19 protein-coding genes are annotated in these 23,243 nt (G+C 59.5%); 9 read left to right on the forward strand and 10 right to left on the reverse strand.

What is annotated here, in order from left to right:
- Nucleotides 1–53 precede the first annotated feature (53 nt).
- The 6 genes from IB246_RS03305 to IB246_RS03330 form a co-directional block, all read right to left on the reverse strand.
- Nucleotides 54–509 carry a RidA family protein gene (locus tag IB246_RS03305; protein WP_008041529.1) on the reverse strand — a complete coding sequence of 152 codons (456 nt, stop codon included), beginning with the start codon at nucleotides 507–509 and terminating at the stop codon, nucleotides 54–56.
- Nucleotides 506–1,390: a PhzF family phenazine biosynthesis protein gene (locus IB246_RS03310; RefSeq protein ID WP_008041532.1), complete on the reverse strand. Its 885-nt coding sequence runs from the start codon at nucleotides 1,388–1,390 to the stop codon at nucleotides 506–508. Before IB246_RS03310 ends, IB246_RS03305 begins: the two co-directional genes overlap by 4 nt.
- Nucleotides 1,387–2,433: an ABC transporter substrate-binding protein gene (locus IB246_RS03315; RefSeq protein ID WP_008041533.1), complete on the reverse strand. Its 1,047-nt coding sequence runs from the start codon at nucleotides 2,431–2,433 to the stop codon at nucleotides 1,387–1,389. The genes IB246_RS03310 and IB246_RS03315 overlap by 4 nt, the downstream gene beginning before the upstream one ends.
- Nucleotides 2,434–2,467: 34 nt before the next feature.
- Nucleotides 2,468–3,232 carry an ABC transporter permease gene (locus tag IB246_RS03320; protein ID WP_008041534.1) on the reverse strand — a complete coding sequence of 255 codons (765 nt, stop codon included), beginning with the start codon at nucleotides 3,230–3,232 and terminating at the stop codon, nucleotides 2,468–2,470.
- Nucleotides 3,229–4,047 (reverse strand): ABC transporter ATP-binding protein, encoded by an 819-nt coding sequence (locus tag IB246_RS03325; RefSeq protein ID WP_008041535.1) that lies wholly within the window; start codon nucleotides 4,045–4,047, stop codon nucleotides 3,229–3,231. Before IB246_RS03325 ends, IB246_RS03320 begins: the two co-directional genes overlap by 4 nt.
- Nucleotides 4,048–4,161: 114 nt before the next feature.
- Nucleotides 4,162–4,974: an AraC family transcriptional regulator gene (locus IB246_RS03330; protein ID WP_008041536.1), complete on the reverse strand. Its 813-nt coding sequence runs from the start codon at nucleotides 4,972–4,974 to the stop codon at nucleotides 4,162–4,164.
- Nucleotides 4,975–5,344: 370 nt separating this feature from the next.
- Here IB246_RS03330 and IB246_RS03335 point away from each other — a divergent pair, with 370 nt between their 5' ends.
- Nucleotides 5,345–7,066 carry a type I secretion system permease/ATPase gene (locus IB246_RS03335; RefSeq protein ID WP_008041537.1) on the forward strand — a complete coding sequence of 574 codons (1,722 nt, stop codon included), beginning with the start codon at nucleotides 5,345–5,347 and terminating at the stop codon, nucleotides 7,064–7,066.
- Complete coding sequence (locus IB246_RS03340) at nucleotides 7,059–8,429, forward strand: HlyD family type I secretion periplasmic adaptor subunit (RefSeq protein WP_008041538.1); 1,371 nt, start codon at nucleotides 7,059–7,061, stop codon at nucleotides 8,427–8,429. Before IB246_RS03335 ends, IB246_RS03340 begins: the two co-directional genes overlap by 8 nt.
- A gap of 212 nt (nucleotides 8,430–8,641) precedes the next feature.
- Here IB246_RS03340 and IB246_RS03345 read toward each other — a convergent pair whose 3' ends face one another.
- Nucleotides 8,642–14,257 carry a putative Ig domain-containing protein gene (locus IB246_RS03345; RefSeq protein WP_008041539.1) on the reverse strand — a complete coding sequence of 1,872 codons (5,616 nt, stop codon included), beginning with the start codon at nucleotides 14,255–14,257 and terminating at the stop codon, nucleotides 8,642–8,644.
- Nucleotides 14,258–14,653: 396 nt separating this feature from the next.
- Between IB246_RS03345 and IB246_RS03350 the strand changes: the two genes are divergently transcribed.
- A complete protein-coding gene (locus tag IB246_RS03350) occupies nucleotides 14,654–15,271 on the forward strand; it encodes a dTMP kinase (protein ID WP_008041540.1) in 618 nt (205 codons plus the stop codon).
- 138 nt (nucleotides 15,272–15,409) lie between these two features.
- Here IB246_RS03350 and IB246_RS03355 read toward each other — a convergent pair whose 3' ends face one another.
- Together IB246_RS03355 and IB246_RS03360 are read right to left on the reverse strand one after the other, a co-directional pair.
- Nucleotides 15,410–15,910, reverse strand: coding sequence for a cupin domain-containing protein (locus tag IB246_RS03355; protein WP_008041541.1), 501 nt, complete (start codon nucleotides 15,908–15,910; stop codon nucleotides 15,410–15,412).
- A gap of 68 nt (nucleotides 15,911–15,978) precedes the next feature.
- The gene (locus IB246_RS03360) at nucleotides 15,979–16,485 is read right to left on the reverse strand and encodes a transporter suffix domain-containing protein (RefSeq protein WP_008041543.1); all 507 of its coding nucleotides are present in this window, start codon (nucleotides 16,483–16,485) and stop codon (nucleotides 15,979–15,981) included.
- Nucleotides 16,486–16,589: 104 nt separating this feature from the next.
- On the opposite strand from IB246_RS03360, the gene IB246_RS03365 reads away from it, so the two are divergent.
- Genes IB246_RS03365 through IB246_RS03375 form a run of 3 tightly spaced genes read left to right on the forward strand, consistent with a single transcriptional unit; the run spans nucleotide 16,590 to nucleotide 20,258 of the window.
- Complete coding sequence (locus IB246_RS03365) at nucleotides 16,590–18,107, forward strand: efflux transporter outer membrane subunit (RefSeq protein ID WP_008041545.1); 1,518 nt, start codon at nucleotides 16,590–16,592, stop codon at nucleotides 18,105–18,107.
- Nucleotides 18,104–19,243 carry an HlyD family secretion protein gene (locus IB246_RS03370; RefSeq protein ID WP_008041547.1) on the forward strand — a complete coding sequence of 380 codons (1,140 nt, stop codon included), beginning with the start codon at nucleotides 18,104–18,106 and terminating at the stop codon, nucleotides 19,241–19,243. The genes IB246_RS03365 and IB246_RS03370 overlap by 4 nt, the downstream gene beginning before the upstream one ends.
- Nucleotides 19,233–20,258 (forward strand): DUF2955 domain-containing protein, encoded by a 1,026-nt coding sequence (locus tag IB246_RS03375; RefSeq protein WP_008041548.1) that lies wholly within the window; start codon nucleotides 19,233–19,235, stop codon nucleotides 20,256–20,258. Before IB246_RS03370 ends, IB246_RS03375 begins: the two co-directional genes overlap by 11 nt.
- Here the strand turns inward: IB246_RS03375 and IB246_RS03380 are convergent.
- Nucleotides 20,243–20,695, reverse strand: a complete 453-nt coding sequence (locus tag IB246_RS03380; protein WP_008026410.1) for a YMGG-like glycine zipper-containing protein — start codon at nucleotides 20,693–20,695, stop codon at nucleotides 20,243–20,245. The two genes, IB246_RS03375 and IB246_RS03380, sit on opposite strands and share 16 nt — an antisense overlap.
- A gap of 276 nt (nucleotides 20,696–20,971) precedes the next feature.
- Between IB246_RS03380 and IB246_RS03385 the strand changes: the two genes are divergently transcribed.
- The 3 genes from IB246_RS03385 to IB246_RS03395 all read left to right on the forward strand — a co-directional run bounded on the left by IB246_RS03385 (nucleotide 20,972) and on the right by IB246_RS03395 (nucleotide 23,242).
- Nucleotides 20,972–21,748: an ABC transporter substrate-binding protein gene (locus IB246_RS03385; RefSeq protein ID WP_008026411.1), complete on the forward strand. Its 777-nt coding sequence runs from the start codon at nucleotides 20,972–20,974 to the stop codon at nucleotides 21,746–21,748.
- Nucleotides 21,749–21,840: 92 nt separating this feature from the next.
- Complete coding sequence (locus IB246_RS03390) at nucleotides 21,841–22,530, forward strand: ABC transporter permease (RefSeq protein WP_008041551.1); 690 nt, start codon at nucleotides 21,841–21,843, stop codon at nucleotides 22,528–22,530.
- A gap of 13 nt (nucleotides 22,531–22,543) precedes the next feature.
- On the forward strand, nucleotides 22,544–23,242 hold the full coding sequence (locus tag IB246_RS03395) for an ABC transporter permease (RefSeq protein WP_008026413.1): 699 nt from the start codon (nucleotides 22,544–22,546) through the stop codon (nucleotides 23,240–23,242).
- Nucleotide 23,243 lies beyond the last annotated feature (1 nt).

Here is a 23,243-nt window from a genome sequence, read left to right on the forward strand (position 1 = left end):
ACCTCAACGCGAGAGCGTTCATGGTTGATTGATTGGCCTGGTGAGAAAGCGCTCTAACGTACTGCCGCCACCAGTTCCAACTCCAGCAATCCGCTGCCTGGAAGCCCGGCGACGCCCAGCGCAGAGCGCGCGTGTTGCCCGCGCTCGCCAAACAACTCGATCAGTAAACGCGAAGCTTCGTCGAGAATTTTTGAGTATTCCTGGTAACCGTCCTCGGCATTTACAAATCCGCGTACGAACAGAATCCGCTCGACGCATTCCAGATCACCGATCGCTTGCTCAAGCGCACTCAAAGCCCGCAACACACAGGTGCGAGCAGCCAGGATCAAGGTTTCTGCAGGCATGTCTGCCCGAGCCGGACCTTTGATTACACTGTCGGCCAGGCGACACACCTGCCCGCTGACATAGGCCACACCACTGTGGATCACCACCGGCACGTAGTCACCTTTGGGGGCAGGGGCATCGGGCAATTGCAGGCCCAACAGCTTCAGTCTCTCTCGAATGCTCATGGGTTCACCTGCGCAAAACTCACCGGCCCGCCCAGCCACAATCCCTGGATCTGCTCCTGAGCATCCCGGCGAAAGCGCAACGATATCTCCGAAGGGCGGCCCATAGCCCGACCCTGACGAACACGCACCGGGCGCTCATCAGCACTCACCAGGCCGTTTTCCAGCAACCCGAAGGCCAAGGCCGCGGCCGCAATACCGGTGGCCGCATCTTCGGGATAGCCGGAGGATTTTGGAAACTGTCGTGCGTCGAATTGGCGAGTGGCGAGGTCCAGTGCTGCGTAGGGGTACAAACCGGTTGAGCCGATGCGCTCGCACAATTGCTCAACCCGTCGGAAGTCGGGTTTCAGTCCATCCAGCACCGCTACGCTCTTGAGCGGGATCAGGGTTTTCACCCGGCTGGTGGCCGCGTTCTGGATGGGTAGCGGAGCCAACTCATTGGAGCTGATGCCCAGCACCGAGAGGATCTCCGCTTCGATGTCCGGGGACGAGAGCGTTTCGACCTGACCTATGGGCTGGGTGATTTCGATCTGTACGCCACCATCCCCATCGCGCATGACCCGCGCGTCCACGCGTCCACTCAAGGTCCAGATCGACAGTTGATCCTTAGGCAACATCCCCAGTCGGTCCAGCAGCCAGACGGCGCCGACCGAGGCATGCCCACACATCTCCATTTCGTGGTTCGGCACCCAGAAACGGAAGCTGAAGTCATAGTCGGTTCCAGCCGGTGGCGAACAGACGAAGCCGCATTCATGCCCGTAAGCCTGGGCCACAGCCTGCATGTCTGCAGCGCTCATGCCGTCGGCGCGAGCGACGGTTGGTGCCGGGTTGCCGCCGTTTTCCGCAGCAGGGAATACATTGATCAGATGAACTTGCGGGGTCATTTCTGCGCTCCTTGAGCGTCCGATAAAACGGGTGCAACTGCATCGACGATGGCATTGGTAAATACTGTGTGCGGATCAAGGCTGACCGGTTCCGCTTCAACAGCGTTCATGAAACTGATGTTCTTCTGGACGCCCGACAACTCGACCCTCGGCGTGGCCGGGTAAGAGGGCAGCGACGCTGTCCATGCCGAATCGAAAATCGGCGCGGCGGTGTGAGCGAAGTACGGCCGCACGGCTTCCCGAGCCTTGTCCGGATCGGTGGCGATCAGTTGCTCGGCGCGCCACAGGGCCTTCACCATTTTTCGTGCGGTGTCGGTGTTACTGGCCAGCCAGTCTTCCCGGGCAATCATCGCCGTAAAGAGGAAACCGTTGAGCGGCGGATATTCACCCTTGGCCAGGTCCATCAGCACAAATCCTCCTTGCTGTTCGGCGGTGGTGATAGTCGGTGGTGACAGCGAAAAACCATTGATGCTGCCCTGGGAAAACGCCGCCAGCATGTTCGGCGCGCCGCCAATCGGCATGATGGTCAGGTCTTTGTCCGGGCTCAGGCCTGCGTCCTTGGCCAGATAGCGAACCAGCATATCGGTGGTGCTGCCGGGACCGGTGACACCGATTTTCAATCCTTTCAAGGCTTGTGCCCGGGCAGTCAGCGGTGACGCCGCGGATACGCCCGCATTCTTGGCAGATGCCGCATCGATCACCACCGTGCTGCCGAACTGGGTTTGCACTGAGGCGAATGCCTGGACATTCTGGCCCTTGGTGCGGGCACGAATCGCCACGGCAGGCAGGCCGACATAGGCGTCGGCATCACGTCCGAGCACAGCGGTAAGCGCCGCAGAACCGCCTTTTTGGAAGACGATGACTTCGATGTCGAGCCCTTCTTCGGCGAAATAGCCGAGCTTCTGCGCGACATAGATCGGCACATACAAGAAGCCTTCACTGGGAAACGCCAGTTTGACCTTGGTCAACTCGGCGGCCTGAGTCGCGAACCCACAGAGCAATACGCTGGCGAACGCGGTCGCCGTTACTAGACGTTTGAACATGATGGAACTCCGGATAATCAAATCGTAGGTGTGCTCAAACCGCCACTTCACGTTCGGCGTCGTTGGCTTTCCACGGCATCAAACGGCGTTCGGCCAGCTTGACCGCGGTATTGAGGATCAGCGCCAGGGCAATGATGCCCACCAGCGCGGCGAACACACCGGCGGTGTCAAACTGCGAAGCCGCGTCGGAGAGCAAGTAGCCGAGCCCGCGATTGGCAGCGATGATTTCACCCACCAGTGCGCCGATCAGGGCGTACGGCACCGACAGGCGCAACCCGGTAAACACCCAGGTGAACGCGGAGGGAATGACCACCATGCTCAACAAATCACGCTCGCGGGCGCCCATCAGGCGCAGGATGGTCAACTGCTCGCGGGACACGTTGCGCACACCGCTGTAGGTATTGAGGAACACCAGGAAGAACACCACTGCTGCGGTCAGTATGACTTTCATTGGCAAGCCGATGCCGAACCAGAGGATAAACAATGGCGCGAGAGCGACCTTCGGCAAGCTGTAGAACGCGGTGAGGAAGGGGTCGAGGATGTCGGCCAGGACTTTGGCCCGTCCTAACAGCAGACCAGCAGCGAGACCGGCGACCGAGCCGAAGAAGAATCCGAGTACGGCTTCCAGCGTGGTAATCCCTGCGTGGTAGAAAAACACGCCGTTGAGCAGGATCTTCCACAAACTGGCCGCCACGGCAGAAGGCCGGCTGATGAAAAACTCGACGCCGAACCAACGGGAAATGCCTTCCCACAGCACCAGCAGAAACACCAGGAACAGCAAGCGATAGACCTGAATCATAGGGCCTCCAGAGAGTGAGCCAGCGAGGAAGGATCGGCGGCACCGGCGATATCTGGGGCCAGGCGCTGCCAAAGGGCGGCGCAGAGTTCGACGTAGTGCGGATCGGAACGCAGTTGCACCAGATTGCGTGGCTGCGCCAGTGACACCTCAAGGATGTGATCGATGGTGCCGGGACGTCCGGCAAAGACCACGCAGCGATCGGCGAGGGCGATGGCTTCGTCGACATCGTGGGTGACAAACAGCACGGTTTTTTTCAGTTTCTTGCACAGTCGCAACAGTTCGGTTTGCAGCGTGAGGCGCATCTGCGCGTCGAGGGCTCCAAACGGTTCGTCCATCAGCAAGGTCTCAGGATCGCTGGCCAGCAATCGGGCCATCGCAGCACGTTTTCGCATGCCACCAGACAGTTGGTTCGGGTAGCTGGCACCGAAACCGGTCAGCCCAACCAGCGCCAACAGTTCCTCGACGCGCACGTCGATTTCACGCTTGCCCAGGCGCCGGATCTGCAACGGTACGGCGATGTTGCCGGCGACTGTGCGCCACGGCAGCAAGTGGTCAGCCTGGGTCATGTAGCCGACGCGGGTGTTGACGCCTTTGACTTCGGCGCCGTCGTAATGAACCCGACCTTCGGTAGGACCGAACAGCCCCGCGGTCATGTTCAACAACGTCGATTTGCCGCACCCGGACGGGCCGACCAACGTAATGATTTCGCCGCGCTGGATCTCAAGCGATACATTGCGCACGGCCACAAACTGGCGCCCGTCGACCTTAAAACTCTTCTGCACATCAGCGAAACTGATAAAGGGTTCTTGCCTCACGGCCCCATCCTCTTGTTGTTTTATCAGGGCTCAGGATGCAGGGCGGAGGAATTCCGGGCGCACGGGATCGGGCCTCATCATGCGCGAGATCGGGCCATGGATAATCGGGAGGGTTTACCGGTTGGTGTTACGGCGAAACTCGTCAGGCGAGCAGCCCTGCGCGCGTCGGAAAACCTGGGCCAGGTGGGAAGGGGACTCGTAGCCGACACTGTTGGCAATCTCCAGCACCGACATGCGCGTGTGCTGCAGCAGGTTCTTCACTCGCTCCAGGCGCATGCGCTGAACGCAGGCCAACACGGATTCGCCAGTGTGTTGGGCAAACAAGCGGGTGAGGTGGCGTCGTGAAACATGAAAGGCTTCAGCGATCTCGTCCAGTCCCGGAGACTGTTCAAGGTTGCCATCCAGATAGCGCTGAACATCACGCACCAATGCCGCACCATGACGTTCGGTCGAAGAACGTTGCAGGCTTGGCTGGCTCAGGGAAATCGCCAGGCATTCCAGGAGCAGCAAGTGGTCGGTCTGGGTGATTTGCCGACGCCGATCCACGTAGCGATCCGGTTGGCTGAAGGCCTTTTTCGCCAGCAACAGATGGTGAAACGGTGCCGAGGCGTGCCAGATACCCAACGTCGGTACTCGCAACAAACGATTGGCATCACCGGACAGATCACGCAGGGCATAGCTCATGTAATCCGGGTCGACATAGAACGCAACGTGCCCCTGGCTCACTGTCATTGACGATGAGGAATGGCTCCACTGGGGTGGGACCAATACGAACTGTCGGTCAACTATCGACGTCGAACGGCCGCTTTGTTCGTCCTTGAATCGCAACAAACCATGTTCCGGCACCATGATCATGAATTCATCATGCTCATGGGCAGCGGTTTCATAGGCTCCATTGGAGTTGAAGACGCTGTAGATTTCACGCATTGGCCGCACCGGATCGCGTCAGTCAGGTGCAAATACTAATACGCTGCGGAGGGAGAAATCTCAAGATTGGATAAAACCAGCAATTACTACCCGCCCGTCTCAGAAGGATTTGCGATCCCCTGCAACGAAGAGGTCGCGGTCTTCCATGCTTTCTCACTCGTGGCGCTGTGCAACATCCCCGCCCGTCACCCCCAACAACCCGGCCCGCACTAACCCGAGGTTGCGTTGTCAGTATTTCACGCCTAGCGACGAGGATCGTCTCTGATTAGCGGCACGTCAGACTACGTCTATTTTTTTCCAATGCCTGAGGGCAAAAAGCTCGCGATGGATTGCGTCTTGGACCGACTATTCCTTTTGCGGGCGACACTCTATGGGTTTGCTTCTCGATCCACGGCATGACATTGATGCCGCGTTATTAAGCTATCGCCGTGTGTTCTGGTCGTTGGCGCTGTTCAGTGGTGTGATCAACCTGCTGGTGCTGGTGCCGTCGCTCTACATGATGCAGGTGTACGACCGGGTCCTGACCAGTCGCAACGAAACCACCTTATTCATGCTCACCTTGATCGCCCTGGGACTGTTCATGTTCAGCGCCCTGATCGAGTGGGCACGCGGCGAGGTGATGATTCGCATGAGCGCCGGGCTGGACGAAGCCCTGGGCGAGCGGATTTTCGATGCCGCCTTCGCCCGCAGCCTGCGTGAGCACAACGCGAACCCGGCGCAGGTGCTCACCGATCTGGCGACGCTACGGCAGTTAATCACCGGCCAGGGCCTGATCGCCTTGCTGGATGCACCGTGGTTGCCCATCTTCGTGCTGGTGGCGTTCATCTTTCATCCTTGGTTCGGCGTGCTGACGCTGGTTCTCGCGCTGGTACTGATCGGCCTGGCGCTGTGGGGCGAGTTAGCGACGCGCACACGCCTGGACGAAGCCAATCGCCTGGGCGTGCAGTCGTCGATCTATGTAAACAGCACGCTACAAAATGCCGAAGTCATCCGGGCTCTGGGCATGCTCGGGCCGTTGCGCCAGCGCTGGAGTCTGCTGCAGCAACGCATCATTGCCGCCCAGTCCCATGCCAGCGACCGCGGCGCGCGTATCACCGCGACGACCCGCTTCGTGCGCATCTCCGGACAGTCGCTGGCCCTGGGCCTGGGGGCGCTGCTGGTACTGGAAGGCCAATTGTCTGCGGGCATGATGATTGCGATGTCGCTGCTGCTGGGGCGTGCCCTGGCTCCCGTGGAAATCGCCATTGGTTCGTGGAAGCAATTCAACTCTGGACGCCAGAGTTACCAGCGCCTGAGCCAACTGCTTGCTCAGCAACCGCGCGAGCGCCTGCGCATGCCGTTGCCACCGCCCACCGGCGCGCTGCGCCTGGATCAGGTGTATGTCGGCCCGCCCGGCGCCTCGCAACCGATCCTGAGGGGCATCAATTTCAGCCTGACCAAAGGTGATGTGCTCGCCGTCGTTGGCCCCAGCGCCAGTGGTAAATCAACGCTGGCCAAAGCGCTGGTCGGGGTATGGCCGGCCATGGGCGGGTCGGTGCGCCTGGACGACGCCGAGATCAGTCAATGGTCCCACGACGCCCTGGGCCCGCACCTTGGATACCTGCCGCAGGACATCGAGCTGTTCGACGGCAGTGTGGCCGACAACATTGCCCGCTTCGGCGAGCAGGACGCCGACAAGATCATCGCCGCAGGGTGTCACGCCGGCATTCACGAGATGATCCTCAAATTCCCCAAGGGTTACGATACGCCGCTGGGCCCCGGAGGGCTTGGCTTGTCCGGTGGACAAAAGCAACGCCTCGGCCTGGCTCGCGCGCTCTATGGGCACCCTTCGCTGATCGTGCTCGATGAACCCAACTCCAATCTCGATGAAGCCGGAGAGGTGGCGCTGGTGCAGGCCATCAATGCGCTCAAGGCTACTGGCAGCACCGTGGTGCTGATTACCCACCGGCCGAATGTGCTGGCAGTGGTTGATCACATCCTGGTGCTCAAGGACGGTACTCAACATGCATTCGGTCCAAGGGATCGGTTGCTCAAGGCATTGAGACCGGGGCCAAGACCGGCCGCGGTCAGGGAGGCTGGCGGAGATGCGTGATCTGACCCCAGAGGCACAAACGTACAGCGAGCATGGGCTGAGTGCGCGCGGCACCACAGTGCAGCCACGCGCCAGCACCGACGCCGGGGGCGCGGCACGCTATGGTGTGGGTTTCCTGGTCCTGACACTGGGCGGTTTCCTGCTCTGGGCCTGTCTGGCGCCACTCGACCAGGGTGTCGTGGGCAGCGGCACCGTGGTGGTGGCGGGCGAACGCAAGGCTGTGCAGTCGTTGGTCGGTGGGGTGGTAGAAAAGCTGCTGGTCAGCGATGGCGAGCGCGTCACCCAGGGACAGTTGCTGGTCCAGCTCAATACGGTGCAGGCGCAGGCGCAACGGGACGTGACTTTGGGCAAGTTGCTCAATGATCGTAGCGTCGAGGCGCGGTTGATCGCCGAGCGCCTGGGTTCAGCCGAGATCCAATGGCCCGTTGAACTGCTGGAGCGTGCCGACGAGCCGCGGGTCAAGGCCGCCATGGCCTTACAGAGCCAGCTGTTTCTGACCCGCCGTGCAGAACTGGGCAGCCGTTTGCAGATCATCGAACACGAAGCCGCGGCCTTGCAGCAGCAATTGCTCGGCTACGAGGGCGTCAAGCGCAACTACGACGCGCAGATGCACTTCCAGCAACAGGAGCTGGAAGGCCTGCGCAATCTTGCCCGTGAAGGTTACATTCCGCGTAACAAACTGCTCGAGGCCGAGCGCAATGCAGCCCAATTGGCTGGACAGATTTCCTCCGGAGTGGGCGATGTTGGCAGGACCCGCCAGGCGATCAGCGAAAGCCGGCTCAAGGCCTTGCAGGCGCAGCAGGAATTTCGCCGCGATGCCGAAACGCAGCTCAGCGAAGTCTCTGCCGAGGCGGCCGGTTATGCCGATCAGATTCATGCCTTGCAGTTTGAAGTCGACAACGGCGCGATCCGTGCGCCGGTATCCGGACAGGTCATGGACGTGAGCATTCACACGGTCGGGGGCGTTGCGCAGGCTGGCCAAACCCTGATGCAGGTGGTACCGCTGGATGCGCCGATGGCGATCACCGCGCGTTTCGAGCCGCTGATGGCCAATAAGCTACGCCCGGGTTTGCCGGTGCATGTGCATTTCACTGCCCTGCAACGGGTGGATACGCCGACGGTCACCGGCACTGTGACTACGGTGTCGGCGGACCAGTTGATCAATGAACAGACGCACCAGCCGTACTTTTCCGCCAAGGTTGAAATTCCCGCCGACACCGTCGCCTCGCTGCAGGCCGCTGGTCTGCTGGTGCGCCCCGGCATGCTCGCCGATGTCACGGTGGTGACGGGGGAACGCACCTTGATGAATTACCTGATGAAACCTTTGCGTGAGCGCTTGCTTGCGGCCTTCAAAGAGGAATGAGCGTGAAGCCAGTCCTGCGCTGGCAGCGCGACTGGCCGTGGTGAATTGTGGCGAGGGGATAAATCCCCTCGCCACATCAGTCTGTGTTGGTCTTTGATTTTCAGGCACCGAAAAAAACCTGCGGGTGCGAGCCTGCTCGCGATGACGGCGGTACGTTCAGCATGGAAGCTGATTGACCGACCGCTATCGCGAGCAGGCTCCCTCACATCAGGTCAGGCTGTGAAATCGCTGGCCTGCAGCTCCTTGACGCCCACCATCTCGAATTCGAACTCGGGGGTGACGTCGGCGTTGACGCTGCCGGAGAGGATGCCGTCGGCAAAGCGTAGTTGGCCAGTGGCGTTGGTGGGGTCGAAGGCGTTGCTGCCAATGAACATGAATGCGTCGACGGTGGCGGTCAGCGGGTTGGCGTCCAGGCTGGTGAAATCCAGATGATCACCCTCAGTGGTCTTGAAACCGCTAATCACATCGCGTAAAGCCCCGACGCCCATGTCCGACAGCGCTCCAAACGCGTAGGTGTCCGCGCCAGTGCCGCCGGTGAGGTTGTCGGTGCCTGCGCCGCCGATCAGTCGGTCATCGCCCGAACCACCCACCAGGGTGTCGTTACCGGCACCACCGTTCAGGATATTCGCGGCGCTGTTGCCCGACAGACTGTCGGCGTTGGCGCTTCCCGTCACGTTTTCGAGGAATTTCAAGGTGTCGAGCCCCGACCCCGCGGTGTTTTGTTGTGCGGACGTTGATAGGTTTACAGTAACGCCCGCCAGGGCCCGCTCGAAGGACACTGTGTCGTTGCCATCGCGTCCGTCCAGCACATTGTTGCCGGCACCGGCGAACAGCGTGTTGTCCAGCGCATTGCCTGTCCCATTGGCGGCTCCAGCGCTATCGACATACAGATTCTCGACGTTGCTGCCGAGGGTATAGGCCGCCAGGCTGCTGTGCACGTTGTCGACTCCTCCAGGCACCGCATTGCTGTTGGTCTCGATCGCGGTGTCGTCGACATTGTCGACATAGTAGGTGTCGTCACCATCGCCACCGCTCATGCTGTCGGCCCCTGCGGCACCATCGAGCACGTTGTCGGCAGCATTGCCGGTGATGAAGTTACGCCGCTCATTGCCGGTGCCGTCGATTTCCGACACGCCGGTGAGCACCAGATTCTCGAGATTGGCGCCCAGCGTCCAGCTGACCGAGGCCTGCACGGTATCAATCTGCGCGGTCGAGGTGTTGGTTTCCTCCACACTGTCGAACGCGTTATCGACCACGTAGATGTCGTTGCCATCGCCACCGGTCATTGTGTCGGCGCCCAAGTCGCCATCCAGTGTGTCGTTGCCCGAGCTGCCCACCAAGGTATCCGCTTGATCAGTGCCGGCAATCATCCCGCCCTGGTTCTGAGCGTTGTCGAAAATGGCCTGCACGCTGTTGTTGTCGGTGGGATTGCCCTGGAAGCCCAGGTCATTGGCAATGTAATCGGCCAGGCGTTGGCCAACGATTTCCGCTGATTCCTCGTGCAGGTGCCAGACGTCATCGGGATAGACCAGCGGATCGACTTCGTAGCGCAAGGGCAGGTCGGTGTAGTCCACCGCCAGCTTGACGTCGGCGCGCTCGGCGGCGATGGCCTCCTGGGTGGCGCGGACATAGCCAACCCCCGCAACGATTGAGGCAATCTTCTCTTCCGAATAACCACGGGCACGCGCAGCGTCCTGCTCGTAGTGACCGGTTTCCATCATGTACACGCTGAAGTTGCCGAACTGGGCATGCAGGTAATCAAACACATTCAGGGTCGCGGCCTTGTAGGCCGATGCTGCTGCGGCTTTGTCCGTGGAGCGGCCAATCTCCTGAGCGGCTTCCTCGCCCTGGCCCCAGATGATGCCCATGGTGACGTTATCGATGGATTTGAGTTCGGTGAGCTGGTCCTGCAGCAACGCCACGGCACGCAACAGTGCAGGCCCGGGTTGGTTAGTGTCGGTCAGCCACCAGCACAACTTGAGTTCCTCGGCGCCCAAGGTCGACAGGCCATTGACCGTGCTGCCACCCACCGCGATGTCGATGCCATTGCCATCGGCGTCGGTGAACTGGCTGCGCACGTCATAGGGGGTGTAGCGGTCCAGGTCTTTTACCAGCATCGAGGTGCCGGATTCATCGTCGTCCTCCGTCATGCGCAAAAGGCGCGCATTGGATTGGCCGAGAGTGGGCAGGTAGAGGATGTCTTGCTGGGCGCGCTCGCCGAACACGAAATCACTGGCGGTCAGGGTGTTGAGGTAGTTGCCGTTGAGGGCGATTTCAAAGCGATTGCCATCGGCGTCGGCCTCGGCGGATTTGATGTAGGTCTTGTCGCCGGCCGCGTTGAGAGTCATGTACAGCGTGCCATTGCTGCCATCGCCGAGGCCGAGAATACCCAGCGCTGAAACGTCGATCTTGTCGACGCCCGCGGTGAAGTCGTAGACCGTGTCGGTCGCCGTGACACCACCGGCGTCGTAGTCGCGGTAACTGTCGAGTACGTCGGTGTAGCGGAAGGCGTCGGCCCCGTCGCCGCCGTACAGCGAATCGCGTCCGCCGCCGCCGTCGACGATGTCCGCGCCAGTGCCGGCCTTGATGGTGTCGTTGCCACCGAGGCCGAGGATCAGGTCGGCGCCCGCCGTGCCGTTGAGGCTTTCGGCGTTGTTGCTGCCAGTGATGGTGTTGGCGGGCGCATCGGCCACCACCAGGGCGAAGCTGTCGCTGACCGACGCACCAGAAGGATCGGTGGCCTTGACCAGGACGTTGTAATTGCCCGACGCCGTGCTGATCGGCGTGCCGGAGAACGCCAGGCTGGTGGCGTTGAAACTCAGCCAAGCGGGCAGGGCGCTGCCGTCGGCGAGGGTCGCAGTGTAGGTCAGCACATCCTGGTTGGCGTCGGTGAAACTGTCGTGGGTTACGGTGTAGTTGAACGGCGAACTTTCGGTGGCGTTCTGGTCGAGAAGGGGGATGGCCACCACCGGCGCAACATTGCTGGGAGTGTTCTGGTCCGCGAAGACAAAATGATTGGCCGTCAGGCTGTTCACCAGGTTGCCCGCCAGCGACACTTCGAAACGGTTGCCATTGGCGTCGGCGGTGAGATCCTTGAGGTAGGTGCGGTTGCTCGAAGCGCTGTAGGTCACTTGCAGCGTGCCGTTCAGGCCATTGCCCAAGGCCGTGTAGCCGAGCGCCGAGACATCGATTTTGTCGGCGGTCACGTCGAAATCGAGGATCTGGTCACTGGCGCTGGTGGAAGCGGTGCGGTAGCTGTCGAGTTTTGAGGTGTAGCGGAATACATCGGCGCCCGCGCCGCCGGTGAGTTTGTCCGCGCCGGTGCCGCCGACCAGGATATCGTTGCCGGCGCCGCCATTAAGGGTGTCGTTACCAGCGCCACCGAACAGTTGTTCGTTGGCAGCGGTGCCCGTCAGCGTGTCGTTGTTCGGTGTGCCATTGATCACAGTGGGTGCGGCGGGTACGTCCTGTACAGCCAGCGTAAAACTGTCGCTGACGGTTGCGTTGCTGCCATCGGATGCAGTGACCTTGATGGAGTAATTACCCGATGCCGTGTCGTTGGGCGTGCCGCTGAAACTACGGGTAGCGGTGTCGAAGGTCAGCCAACCGGGCAGGGCGCTGCCATCGGCCAGTTGGGCGGTGTAGCTGAGGCTGTCGTTATCCGCATCGGTAAAACTGGTGGCCGGCACGACGTAGCTGAACGGGGTGTTTTCGGTGGCGCTCTGATCCAGCAACCCCGTTGCCACCACCGGCGCGTGGTTGACCGTTGGCGAAGTGGCAAAGACAAAATTGGCGCTGGTCAGCTTGTCGAGATAATTGCCGTCCAGCGCTACCTCGAAACGGTTGCCATTGGCGTCGGCGGTCAGGGTTTTGATGTAAGTCTTGGTACCGGCAGTGTTGAGCACCAGGTACACGGTGTTGTTTTTGCCGTCACCCAGGCCGGTGAAACCCATGGCCGAGAGATCGATCTTATCGGCGGCGATATTGAAGTCAGTGATCAGGTCGCCAAGGTTGGCGCCGCCGGTGTTGTAGTTGCGGTAACTGTCCAGGCGGTTGGAGAACACAAAGGTGTCCGCCCCGGCGCCACCGGTAAGGGTATCCATGCCGGCGCCGCCGTCAATTTTGTCGTCGCCTGCACCGCCGCTGAGGCTGTCGTTGCCCGCCAGACCGAGCAGGGTGTCGGCCGAATCGCTACCCAACAGCGAATCGCTGCCGCTAGTGCCGGTGACCACCCGATTGAAAATGAAGTTGCTGGCGGTAAGGGTGCTCGCCAGGTTGCCCGACAGAATCAACTCGAAGCGATTGCCGCTGACGTCGGCATCGTAGTCCTTGATGTAGGTGCGGTCGTTGCCAGCGCTGTAGCTGACCTGCAAGGTGCCACCACGGCCATTGCCCAGGCCGGTGAAACCGAGGCCGGCGAGGTCGATCTTGTCCTGGGTGACGTCGAAGTCGGTGATGGTGTCATCGAAGCTTGCGGTTGCGTTGCGGTAACTGTCGGACTGGGCGACGAAACGAAACGTATCGGCACCCGTGCCGCCGGTGAGTTTGTCGATGCCCGCACCGCCCACTAGAATGTCGCCACCGGCCCCGCCATTGATAGTGTCGTTGCCTGCTGCACCATAGAAAATTTCGCTGGCCGCGCTGCCCAGCAGAGTGTCGTTGCCAGCCGTGCCTTGCACGGTAGTCATGGGCACCGTGGCGTTTACGTAACTGCCGTCACCATAGACCAGTGTGGCGCCTTTGCTGGTATGGCTGATGGTGTTGCCGATGATGGCGTTGCGATCGGTGCCGTCTTCATTGCGCTCTGCAACACCGTAGGTCGACAGGTTGCTGCCGCTGATGATGTTGCCCTGGATTGTGTTGTCGCTGCCGTTGAAGTACTTGCCGGACACGCCCAGCGTGTCGTCGTAGGACTGGATGATGATTTCCGGTACGGGGGCGCCCAGAGAGTTGTTGTTGAGTGTGTTGTCGATGATCTCGACATGGTTACTGCCGTAGATGCGGATCCCGGCGCTGGCGTTGTCGTGAATATCGACACCACTGACGGTTACATCGCTGGACAGCTTGACCAGCACGCCTTCAGCGCCGTTGCCGTACACCTCACCACCGGTGATGGTGATGTTGCTGGGGGAGGGGATGTCCTCGCTGCCGCGCTGCACCACGATGCCACTTCCGCCATTGTTGTAGGCAACGTTGTTGCTGAGGGTAAAGTCGTGGGTGCTGGTGACGACGTTGAAACCGTGGCGGTCATTGTCGTAGGCGACGTTGTTTTCGAAGGTGCTGTCGCTGAGAAAGTCCGCAACGAAGCCGTCCAGGCCATTGCCGTGGGACACACTGTTCTTGATGACCATGTTGACGGTCTGCTCGTGGGGGTCGAAACCGTACCCGGAGCAATCCTTGATCTCGACGCTGTCGAGGGTGACGTTGGAGTCGTAACCTTCCTGACCGGGAATGTAGCCATTGAACCAGCCGTCGATCTTGCCGGTGGTGTTGTCGCGGTTACCGTCGATAGTGAGGTTGCTGACGCCAAAGTCATGGGTTTCTTCGCCATAGGCCGAGCGGATGACCCCCGTGATTTTGGTGTCGGAGCCGTCAGCCACCTTAACGGTCGTATCGCCCATGCCGTCGCCGTACAGATAGACGTTGCTCTTGAGCATCAGGCAGCCGTCGGAGGGTTCTTCACCTCCCGAAACAATATATGTCCCGGTCGGCATATACACCTGCCCACCGCCTGCAGCGGCGGCCGCATCAATCGCACTTTGTATCGCTGCCGTGTCGTCTGTGATGCCATCTCCTTTGGCGCCATAATTTTGCACATTGAAAATCATTAGCTTATCTCCGTATCGGGTAAGAACCTCGCTAGACGCCAATATTCCATCGACGACCACCGTGTTAGGACCCAGCGGAGTGCAAAAGTTGTGACCGCATATCGGGAGAGTGTCAAAAATCAGGTTTTACTGATCTACGGTTGTGAAGTGTTTCAAAAAAGTAACGCTTTGTTGACGCTTGCACAGATTGCGAGCGATGCCTTTTGGGAGCGACTTGCTTGCGGTGTTCATAAGCGGCTGGCCCCCTGGATTCTGAGACCCGTTAGCCGGAAACCGGGTTAAAGTGTTCATCAATCTCTGTTCATAAGAACCCTCCACTCGATTTGCGTAGTCGCGCCAAGCGGTTCCAGCGAACGAACCGGGCCAAAAAACCGTATATCAATCGTTATGTGAAGAATGAATCGTTCGCTGTTTATATCTCTGGATGGGCCCAAGGGGACCGGCAAAACCACGCTGTTGGAGGCCGTTACGAAAGTACTGAGGGCAGACAACAAGAAGGTGATCCGACTTTGCGAGAAAAAAAGCGATCCCTTTAGGGGGGAAACAATGGCCCTTGTTAACAAGCTCGTCAGAAATCCCACCCGGGATTTGGAGTTGGCGGTTTGTGAGCGCTTTGCTGATAGCCGTACCTGGATTTCCCGGCACGTGCTGACTAAACAGCCACCAGGCAGCATCATCTTGATCGATCGCTGGTACCCGTCTGAAGCCGCGTTTCGCCGGACAGTCCCGTTTGCAGAAATTCTACAGTTGAACATTGATCGAAACGTGCAAGTGCCAGACCTGCATGTCGGGGTTGTCACCGCGCCTGATATTTCATGGGCGAGAGCAGCGGCACGACAGCGTGGGCTGAGCAGTACTGTGATCCATAAGCTGGAAGAACATGTCGCTTGTACCAAATCGTTCGAGCGAGCAATTGCAGATCACGGCTGGGTTTTATGCCGTAATGAAGGAACGATCGAAGACGCAACGATGCAGGTAGTTTCTGAGATCTATAGAGTCCTTCGATGCCCGTAGGCGAAGTTCGCTGAGAAGCCCTTGGAAGAAGTTCCATCCAGACACATTATTTAACATAATATACATTACACGTAACAATGTGTTTCGGGATCAGCCCGGTTGCACGCAGATTTTGAAGCACTGATTCCCCCTCGATCCTCAATCTCTCGTCAGTTGCTCAATCAACCCTCCATGCTCTGGAAATTCTTCACTGAGCTTTTTCCTGTCGCCCATTTCCATGTCCGCAAAATGAAACTCTGGTGTTACCGCTTCACTGATCAAACCGAATCCCGTCGATCCCTTCATCAACCGCGAAGCTTTCCAGATGCCGCCTGGTACATGCAGCTGCAAACATTCTCCGGCCAAAACGTCGCTGCCCATCACGACAGTTTTTAATGTGCCGTCCGGGAAAATCAGGTTGTACTCAATGGCGTCGCCCAGGTGGTAGTAATGCATGATGTCGGATCGGTTCAGGTGAAACTGGCCGACGGGCGAATCTGTGGTCAACAGGTAATAGATGGAGCTCATCGTGTAACGTGGACCACCAATCGTCTCGACCAAAGGCTGTTGATCAGCCTGATAGGTTCTTCGGTAGTAGCCACCCTCGACATGCGGTTCAAGGTTAAGCGCGGTCACGAGTGCTTCACTGTTTAGCTGCAATGGCTGCTCCGAATGCCATGATGGCAAATAGCTATACTAAATAGCCCTTTAGTTAAGTTAATCAATAATCACACTGCACTGGTGTTCACCACTCGCGCGGTTCGAATGAACAATGCGCGCACTTTTTCCCAGAAGTTTCCCCCCAGTACGAAAAAGCTGCCGATCAACATCAAGTCGCCCAACGCCTGGAGCTGCCAGATGTTGGGCCTGAGTCCAGGCCAGATACTGTCGACATAGGGTTCCAGAAATGCCGAAATCAGCGGCAGACAAAACATCACGACACCGATCCAATGACGCCATGGCCCAACTTCGGTGTCGGTTGCCGGTGCCAGTTTAGACACGTAGCCAAATACAGTGCTTTTAAGCTGCTGAAACCCCGCCTTGCCCATGACAGCAATGACGATAATCAACAGCACTTTGTTACTGATAAACAGGACGCCGGTCAGCGCGGCGATCTTGGAACCCGGCATGTCGGTTGCCGCCATGATCGGCACCAACAGCCAGGAGCCGAGCATCAGACAAATGATCGCGATGCCCAGTTTGAATCGCCATCCAGCGGTATGGGGTGCATTCATGGCTGTCGTACCTGTTAAAAGGGTCAGATGTTTGGACAGCTTAGCAGTCAGTTGATCATTTGGACGTCTATGCTCCTGTGAACTTCCTTGGCTGGAAAACATGCATGCATCTGACGCGATCGGGACAACTGTTGCTGCTGGGTGTGCTCGGCTTGAGTGGCTGCGTACGTCTGGGGCCGGATTTTCAGTCGCCGAAGCCCACGTGGATCGAGCACTGGAGCTCCCCTGCCCTTGAGCAATCCAGTCAACGCAGCCTGAACCCGGATTTGCGTCAGTGGTGGCAAGTCTTCGGTGATCCCGTCCTCGATCGTCTGATTGCCGAAGCGGATACGAACAATTCGGATCTGAAAATCGCTGGTCTACGGGTCATGGAGGCTCGTGCGCAATTGGGGATTGCCCAAAGCGGACGCTATCCGCAACTGCAGCAAGCCAGCGCCGACAGTCTGTACTTCAACCGCCGACAATCCGGCGGGAACAATCCTCAGGACAGCCATTTCTGGCAGCACAGTGCCGGGTTCGACATTGGCTGGGAACTGGACTTCTGGGGGCGTTTCAGCCGAGCGATCGAGTCGGCCGATGCCAGTTACTTCGCCGCCCATGCCAACTATGAAGACGTGCTCGTGCTGCTGCGCGCGCAGCTGGCGGATACGTACTTCTTGTTGCGCACCACCGAGGCACGCTTGCGGGTTGCAAGGGAAAACGCCAAACAGCAAAAGCGTAATTTCGAGATCACCGAAAAGCTGTTCAACAGCGGCCAACAAGCCGAACTCGACTTGCAGCAAGCCAGGACACAATACCTGGGCACCCTGAGCACCATCCCCAGCTTCGAGGATCAGTTGCTGCGCACGCGCAATGCGTTGGCGGTGTTGATTGGCCAGCCGCCCGGTGCGCTACCGCAACTCATGGACAATGAAGGACTGATCCCGCTGGTCGACCGCGCCGTGCTGCAGGACGTCCCGGCCAATCTGCTGCTGCGACGCCCCGATGTACGCGCTGCTGAACTGAATGTCGCGGCCCAGTCGGCCTTGATCGGTGTGGCCGAAAGCGATTTCTACCCGTCGCTGACCTTATTGGGCAGCATCGTCTGGTCGGCCGACACGCTCAATGGCACCTCGAGAAGTCTGGACCTGATCGGTGGTCCCAGCCTGCGCTGGAACCTGTTCGACCATGGCCAGATCAGCAACAACGTGCGCGTGCAGGATGCGCGGTTGCAGCAGTTGATCGAGGCTTACCGCGACAAGGTTCGCCAGGCGGCTCGCGAGGCAGATGACGCCGCCAATGGGCTGATCAAATCCCTGGAGCGCGAAAGCATCCTGCGTGAGGCTGAAGTCGCCGCCAAACGTTCGTTGGTGCTGGCGAGCGCCCAGTATCGCGAAGGCTATTCCGACTTTCAGCGGGTGCTGGACGCGCAACGCGCATTGCTGGAGCAACAGGACAATTACCTGGTCAGCCGCAGCAATGCCGTGAGCAATGTGATCGCGCTGTATAAGGCGCTGGGCGGCGGTTGGTACAGCGCCCAGCCGATCGTTGATCCGGCCACCCGCCAGGATATGAAAAAACGCACGGACTGGGGCGATTTACTGGATGAGCCCGCAGCCGCCAAAAAAGGTAACGGACCATGAGTGATGCCGCGCAACCCTCCCCTGAGGCGCCCTCCCCCAAGGCGCCTGAACCGCCTGCCGACCCGGCGAAAAAAGGGCTCAAGTGGGTGCTGCTGTTGATCCTCCTGAGCCTGGCCTGGTATCTGTTGGCCGACCGATACACGCCTTATACGCAACAGGCTCGGGTCGGTGCCTTTGTCATTCCGGTGGCCGCGGAAGTGGCCGGTCGGGTCATTCGCGTCAACGTGCGCAACAATCAGGACGTGAAGGCGGGAGACGTGCTGTTCGAGGTCGATCCTCAGCCTTATCAGATCGCCGTCGACCGTGCGCGCGCAGACCTTGAGTCGACACGTCGCCAGATCGGCGCCAGTACCGCCGGCATTGCCTCGGCCCAGGCCAATTTGCGCGCTGCGCAAGCCAACGAACTCAAGGCTCGCCAGGACAATCAGCGCCTTGAAGGTTTGTACCGCGACGACCCCGGGACCATTTCCGTGCGCCTGCTCGAAGTGTCTCGGGCCAACCGCGAACAAGCGGTCAGCCAGGTCGCCGCTGCGCGTGCCGAAGTCCAGCGCGCGCGTGAGCAGGAAGGTGGCAGCGAGGAAGAGAACGCCTTGCTGCGCAGCGCAGCCACCGCGTTGTCGAAAGCCGAACTGGATCTGGCCAATACGCAGATTCGTGCGCGGTCGGCCGGGTTGATCACCGACCTGCGCACTGATGCCGGGCAGTTCGCTGCCGTTGGCACTCCGGTGATGACACTGATCGCGATCCACGATGTCTGGATCAGCGCTGACATGACCGAAAATAACCTCGGCCGGGTCAGGGTCGATACGCCGGTGGCAATCGTTCTGGATGCGCTGCCGGGCGAGGTATTCGACGGGCGCGTGCGCAGTGTCGGTTACGGCGTCAGTGTCGGTCAGACGCCGCCACCCGGTACGTTGCCCACTGTGCAGAACAGCCGTGACTGGCTGCGCCCGGCGCAACGCTTTCCAGTGATCATCGAATTTTCCAAAGAGTCGATGGCCAAACTGCAAGACAGTCGCGCCATTCGTACCGGCGGTCAGGCTGAAGTCATGGCGTTCCCCACCGAGGGCAATCCGTTGAATCCACTCGGCCGCTTGTTTGTGGGCCTGATGAGCTGGCTGTCGTATGCCTACTGAGCGCACGCCCCGGGAGCAGCGCGCATTGCGCCTGGCCACCGGCACCGCGATGTGTCTGGCGGCCAGCTTCGGTTTGGGATTGCCGATTCCGTTCATCGCGCCGGTGCTGGCGTTGTTGTTGCTCGCCAGCGTCAATCGTGCGCTGCCGTTTAAGGCTGGACTGGCGCTCGCGCTGATCGCAATGTTGACCACCGGTGTCGGCCTGTTGCTGATTCCGATCCTGCGTTATTACCCGGTCAGCGGCGTACTGTTGATCGGCGTGTGCCTGTTTATGGTGTTTCGTTTTGGGCTGCGCGGCGGCAACAATTTGATCGTCACGTTCCTGGTGATCGGCCTGACCATGATTTCCTCGGCCGGCGTTGCCGAGTTCGACCTCGCGGCGACGGTCATCGGGGCGCTGGTCAAAGGATTACTGCTGGCCGTGATGGTGGTCGGGCTGAGTCATTGGCTGTTTCCTGAACCTGCCAACGCACCGTCGCCGCCGGTCGCGCCGCCGATGCCGGCCGAAGAAGTCAGTCGCGTGGCGCTGCGTGCAACCCTGATTGTGCTGCCGGCGTTTTTACTGGCATTGATCGATCCGGCAAGCTATCTGCCGATCATCCTGAAGGCGGTCGGCCTGGGTCAGCAGAGTTCCACCACAGCCCGCAACGCCGGTCGCGAACTGGTCGGTTCGACCCTGCTCGCCGGCGTGTTGGCGGTGCTGTTCTGGAGTGCACTCAGCCTGTTTGTGCACCTCTGGATGTTTTTTCTGTGGATGCTGCTGTTCGGTCTGATCATTGCGCGCAAGCTCTACGCGCTGAGCCCGACAAGTTTAACCCCGGGGTTCTGGCTCAACAGCCTGATCACGATGATCATTCTGCTGGGCCAGTCGGTGCAGGACAGCATCGCAGGCAAGGACGTCTACACCGCGTTCGCCGTGCGCATGGGACTGTTCATTCTGGTGACGCTGTATGCCTGCCTGATGGTGTATCTGCTGGATCAGCGACCGCCAAAACACGCTCAGGGATTGACCTGATACCCCTTACCTTGCAGGCAACTGGTATAGGCCGTCGAGCTGGTCGAAGCGGCGGTTTTCTGCTGCGCCCGGCGCTCCTGGCGTTGACGCGAGCCACCGACCACCGCGCCTGCCGCTGCCGTCTCTTTGGCGCGATTCTGCCGATAATCCTGCTTTACATCGTCATCGACGCGGTCATAAAACTCGTCGTGCTGGCGCCCGCGAACCTGAGCTCCAGCGGCTCCTGCAGCGGCACCGACCGCCGCGCCTTTCAGGCGGCCACCGGATGTTGGCTGCGTCGATGAACTCTGACTGGCGGCCACGTTGTGGCACTCATTGATATCCAGCTGTGTCTGTTGCGAGTTCTGCCCTTTCATCGGCACAACCGTTTCTGCCCGACTCTGAGTAGCGACAACCGACAGCGCGAGACACAGGCCAATGCAAGACAACCTGTTCATGAAAACCTCCTGGCATTTTTCTCAGCCATCAAGAGTGTAGATCACCCCCGCTCCCCCTCCTCCGACGGGTGACTGACGGCCCTCACTACACAGCGGTTTCGGAGTCATGCACGCCGAGAATTTGTGCATCTCGTATTGATACGTTTATTTTCACACAGTTGCAATATGAAATAAAACGTGTCAATTATAGCTGCACACATTTCAGGGACTGCGACATCGCCAGATCGGACGGCTTCTACCCGAACCACCCAAACGCCCCTTCAAGGAGTCAACAAAATGAACAAAAGAGCACTTCTAGGCGCCATGGCACTGTGCGCAACAAGCTTCCTGGCGCATGCCGACGAAGACAGCCTGCGTATCGGTATCGAAGCCGCTTACCCTCCCTTCTCCTTCAAGACACCGGAGGGCAACGTCAGCGGTTTCGACTACGACATCGGCAACGCCCTGTGCGAAGAAATGAAGATCAAATGCGAGTGGGTCATCCAGGAATTCGACGGCATGATCCCGTCACTCAAGGTGCGCAAGATCGACGCCGTGCTGTCGTCGATGTCGATTACCGAAGACCGGATGAAGTCGGTCGACTTCAGCAAAAAGTACTACCACACGCCGGGCAAGTTCGCGATGAAGGCCGGCAACGTGATCAACGACCCGCTGATTGATCTCAAAGGCAAGAAAGTCGGCGTGCAACGCGCCTCGACTTACGACCGTTTCGCCACCGAACAACTGGCGGAACGCGGGATCGAGGTGGTGCGCTATTCCTCGCAGAATGAGGCGTTCCTGGACCTGGCGTCGGGCCGTCTGGACGCGACGCTGGCCGACATCGTCAACACCAATGAAAGCTTTATCAAAACCGCGGCGGGCAAGGATTTCGCCCTGGTGGGGCCGGACATCAACGACCCGAAATATTTCGGTCGGGGCGCCGGGATCGCGGTGCGTAAAGGTGACAGTGCCAACGTTGCCCGCCTGAGTGCCGCCATTGACGCCATCCGCGAAAATGGCAAGTACCAGCAAGTGATGAGCAAGTACTTCGCGTTCGATATCTACGGCGAATAAGCCTTCACCCGCCACTCTGGCGCCGGCCCCCGGGCAGGCGTCGCTTTGGGCTTGTTTGCGCGCCTCACCGCGCTCGCTTGAGGAACTTCATCATGCTTCACGGCTACGGATCGAGCATTCTCGATGGCGCCTGGCTGACCGTTAACCTGGCCCTGACTTCCATGGCCATGGCGATAGCATTGGGTCTGCTGGGAGCGGCCTTTCGTTTGTCGCCACTGAAATGGCTGGCGATGCTGGGCGAAAGTTATACCACCCTGATTCGGGGCATTCCCGACCTGGTGTTGATCCTGCTGATTTTCTACGGCGGCCAGGATCTGGTGAACCGCGTCGCTCTTGCGCTCGGTTACACCCGCTATATCGATATCAATCCCTTTATCGCCGGTGTCTGCACCATGGGTTTCATTTTTGGTGCCTACCTGTCGGAGACCTTTCGCGGCGCCTTTATGGCGATCCCTAAAGGCCAGGCCGAGGCTGGTGCCGCTTATGGCATGAGGGGCACGCAAGTGTTCTGGCGAATTCTGGTGCCGCAGATGATTCGTTTCGCCCTTCCCGGCTTCACCAACAACTGGCTGGTGCTGACCAAATCCACCGCGCTGATATCGGTCATCGGCTTGCAGGACATGATGTTCAAAGCCAAGAACGCTGCGGACGCCACCCACCAGCCGTTTACCTTTTTTCTCGCGGTAGCGGCGCTCTATCTGATGCTGACCAGCCTGTCATTGCTGGTGCTGCGCTATCTGGAAAAACACTACTCGGTCGGCATCAAAGCCGCCGAACTGTGATGGGGAGCAACCAATGATGCTCGACTACAACCTGATCTGGGAAAACCTGCCGCTGTATTTCAACGGCATCCTGGTGACGCTGAAAGTGCTGCTGATTTCCCTGGCATTCGGCCTGGTCCTGGCCGTTCCGCTGGCGTTGATGCGGGTGTCTCGATCGCCGCTGATCAACTTTCCGGCCTGGCTTTACACCTACGTGATCCGCGGCACGCCCATGCTGGTGCAGTTGTTCCTGATCTATTACGGCCTGGCGCAGTTCGAATCGGTACGCCAAAGCGCGCTCTGGCCCTACCTGTCCAGTGCCACCTTTTGCGCGTGCCTGGCCTTCGCGATCAACACCAGTGCCTACAGCGCAGAGTTATTGGCCGGCAGTTTGAAGGCCACGGCTCACGGCGAGATCGAAGCGGCCAAAGCCATGGGCATGTCGCGCGTGACGTTGTACCGCCGCATTCTGCTGCCGTCGGCCTTGCGCCGGGCGCTGCCGCAGTACAGCAACGAAGTGCTGATGATGCTGCAGACCACCAGCCTGGCGTCGATCGTCACGCTGGTGGATATCACCGGGGCCGCGCGAACAGTCAGTTCGCGGTTCTACCTGCCGTTCGAGGCGTTCATCACTGCCGGCCTTATCTACCTGGCCCTGACCTTCATCCTGGTTCGTCTGTTCAAGTTGGCCGAGCGCCGCTGGCTGGCATACCTGGCACCGCGCAAGCATTAAG

The sequence above is a fragment of the Pseudomonas sp. PDM01 genome, from assembly GCF_014852325.1.
Classification (GTDB): Bacteria; Pseudomonadota; Gammaproteobacteria; order Pseudomonadales; family Pseudomonadaceae; genus Aquipseudomonas; species Aquipseudomonas migulae.

What these genes read in the sequence shown, in the direction of transcription:
- IB246_RS03305 (WP_008041529.1), bottom strand. Translation starts at nt 509, where the DNA reads ATGAGCATTCGAGAGAGACTGAAGCTGTTGGGCCTGCAATTGCCCGAT.
- IB246_RS03310 (WP_008041532.1), bottom strand. Translation starts at nt 1,390, where the DNA reads ATGACCCCGCAAGTTCATCTGATCAATGTATTCCCTGCTGCGGAAAAC.
- IB246_RS03390 (WP_008041551.1), top strand. Translation starts at nt 21,841, where the DNA reads ATGCTTCACGGCTACGGATCGAGCATTCTCGATGGCGCCTGGCTGACC.
- IB246_RS03375 (WP_008041548.1), top strand. Translation starts at nt 19,233, where the DNA reads ATGCCTACTGAGCGCACGCCCCGGGAGCAGCGCGCATTGCGCCTGGCC.
- IB246_RS03335 (WP_008041537.1), top strand. Translation starts at nt 5,345, where the DNA reads ATGGGTTTGCTTCTCGATCCACGGCATGACATTGATGCCGCGTTATTA.
- IB246_RS03345 (WP_008041539.1), bottom strand. Translation starts at nt 14,257, where the DNA reads ATGATTTTCAATGTGCAAAATTATGGCGCCAAAGGAGATGGCATCACA.
- IB246_RS03320 (WP_008041534.1), bottom strand. Translation starts at nt 3,232, where the DNA reads ATGATTCAGGTCTATCGCTTGCTGTTCCTGGTGTTTCTGCTGGTGCTG.
- IB246_RS03370 (WP_008041547.1), top strand. Translation starts at nt 18,104, where the DNA reads ATGAGTGATGCCGCGCAACCCTCCCCTGAGGCGCCCTCCCCCAAGGCG.
- IB246_RS03340 (WP_008041538.1), top strand. Translation starts at nt 7,059, where the DNA reads ATGCGTGATCTGACCCCAGAGGCACAAACGTACAGCGAGCATGGGCTG.
- IB246_RS03380 (WP_008026410.1), bottom strand. Translation starts at nt 20,695, where the DNA reads ATGAACAGGTTGTCTTGCATTGGCCTGTGTCTCGCGCTGTCGGTTGTC.
- IB246_RS03365 (WP_008041545.1), top strand. Translation starts at nt 16,590, where the DNA reads ATGCATCTGACGCGATCGGGACAACTGTTGCTGCTGGGTGTGCTCGGC.
- IB246_RS03360 (WP_008041543.1), bottom strand. Translation starts at nt 16,485, where the DNA reads ATGAATGCACCCCATACCGCTGGATGGCGATTCAAACTGGGCATCGCG.
- IB246_RS03385 (WP_008026411.1), top strand. Translation starts at nt 20,972, where the DNA reads ATGAACAAAAGAGCACTTCTAGGCGCCATGGCACTGTGCGCAACAAGC.
- IB246_RS03330 (WP_008041536.1), bottom strand. Translation starts at nt 4,974, where the DNA reads ATGCGTGAAATCTACAGCGTCTTCAACTCCAATGGAGCCTATGAAACC.
- IB246_RS03395 (WP_008026413.1), top strand. Translation starts at nt 22,544, where the DNA reads ATGATGCTCGACTACAACCTGATCTGGGAAAACCTGCCGCTGTATTTC.
- IB246_RS03315 (WP_008041533.1), bottom strand. Translation starts at nt 2,433, where the DNA reads ATGTTCAAACGTCTAGTAACGGCGACCGCGTTCGCCAGCGTATTGCTC.
- IB246_RS03350 (WP_008041540.1), top strand. Translation starts at nt 14,654, where the DNA reads ATGAATCGTTCGCTGTTTATATCTCTGGATGGGCCCAAGGGGACCGGC.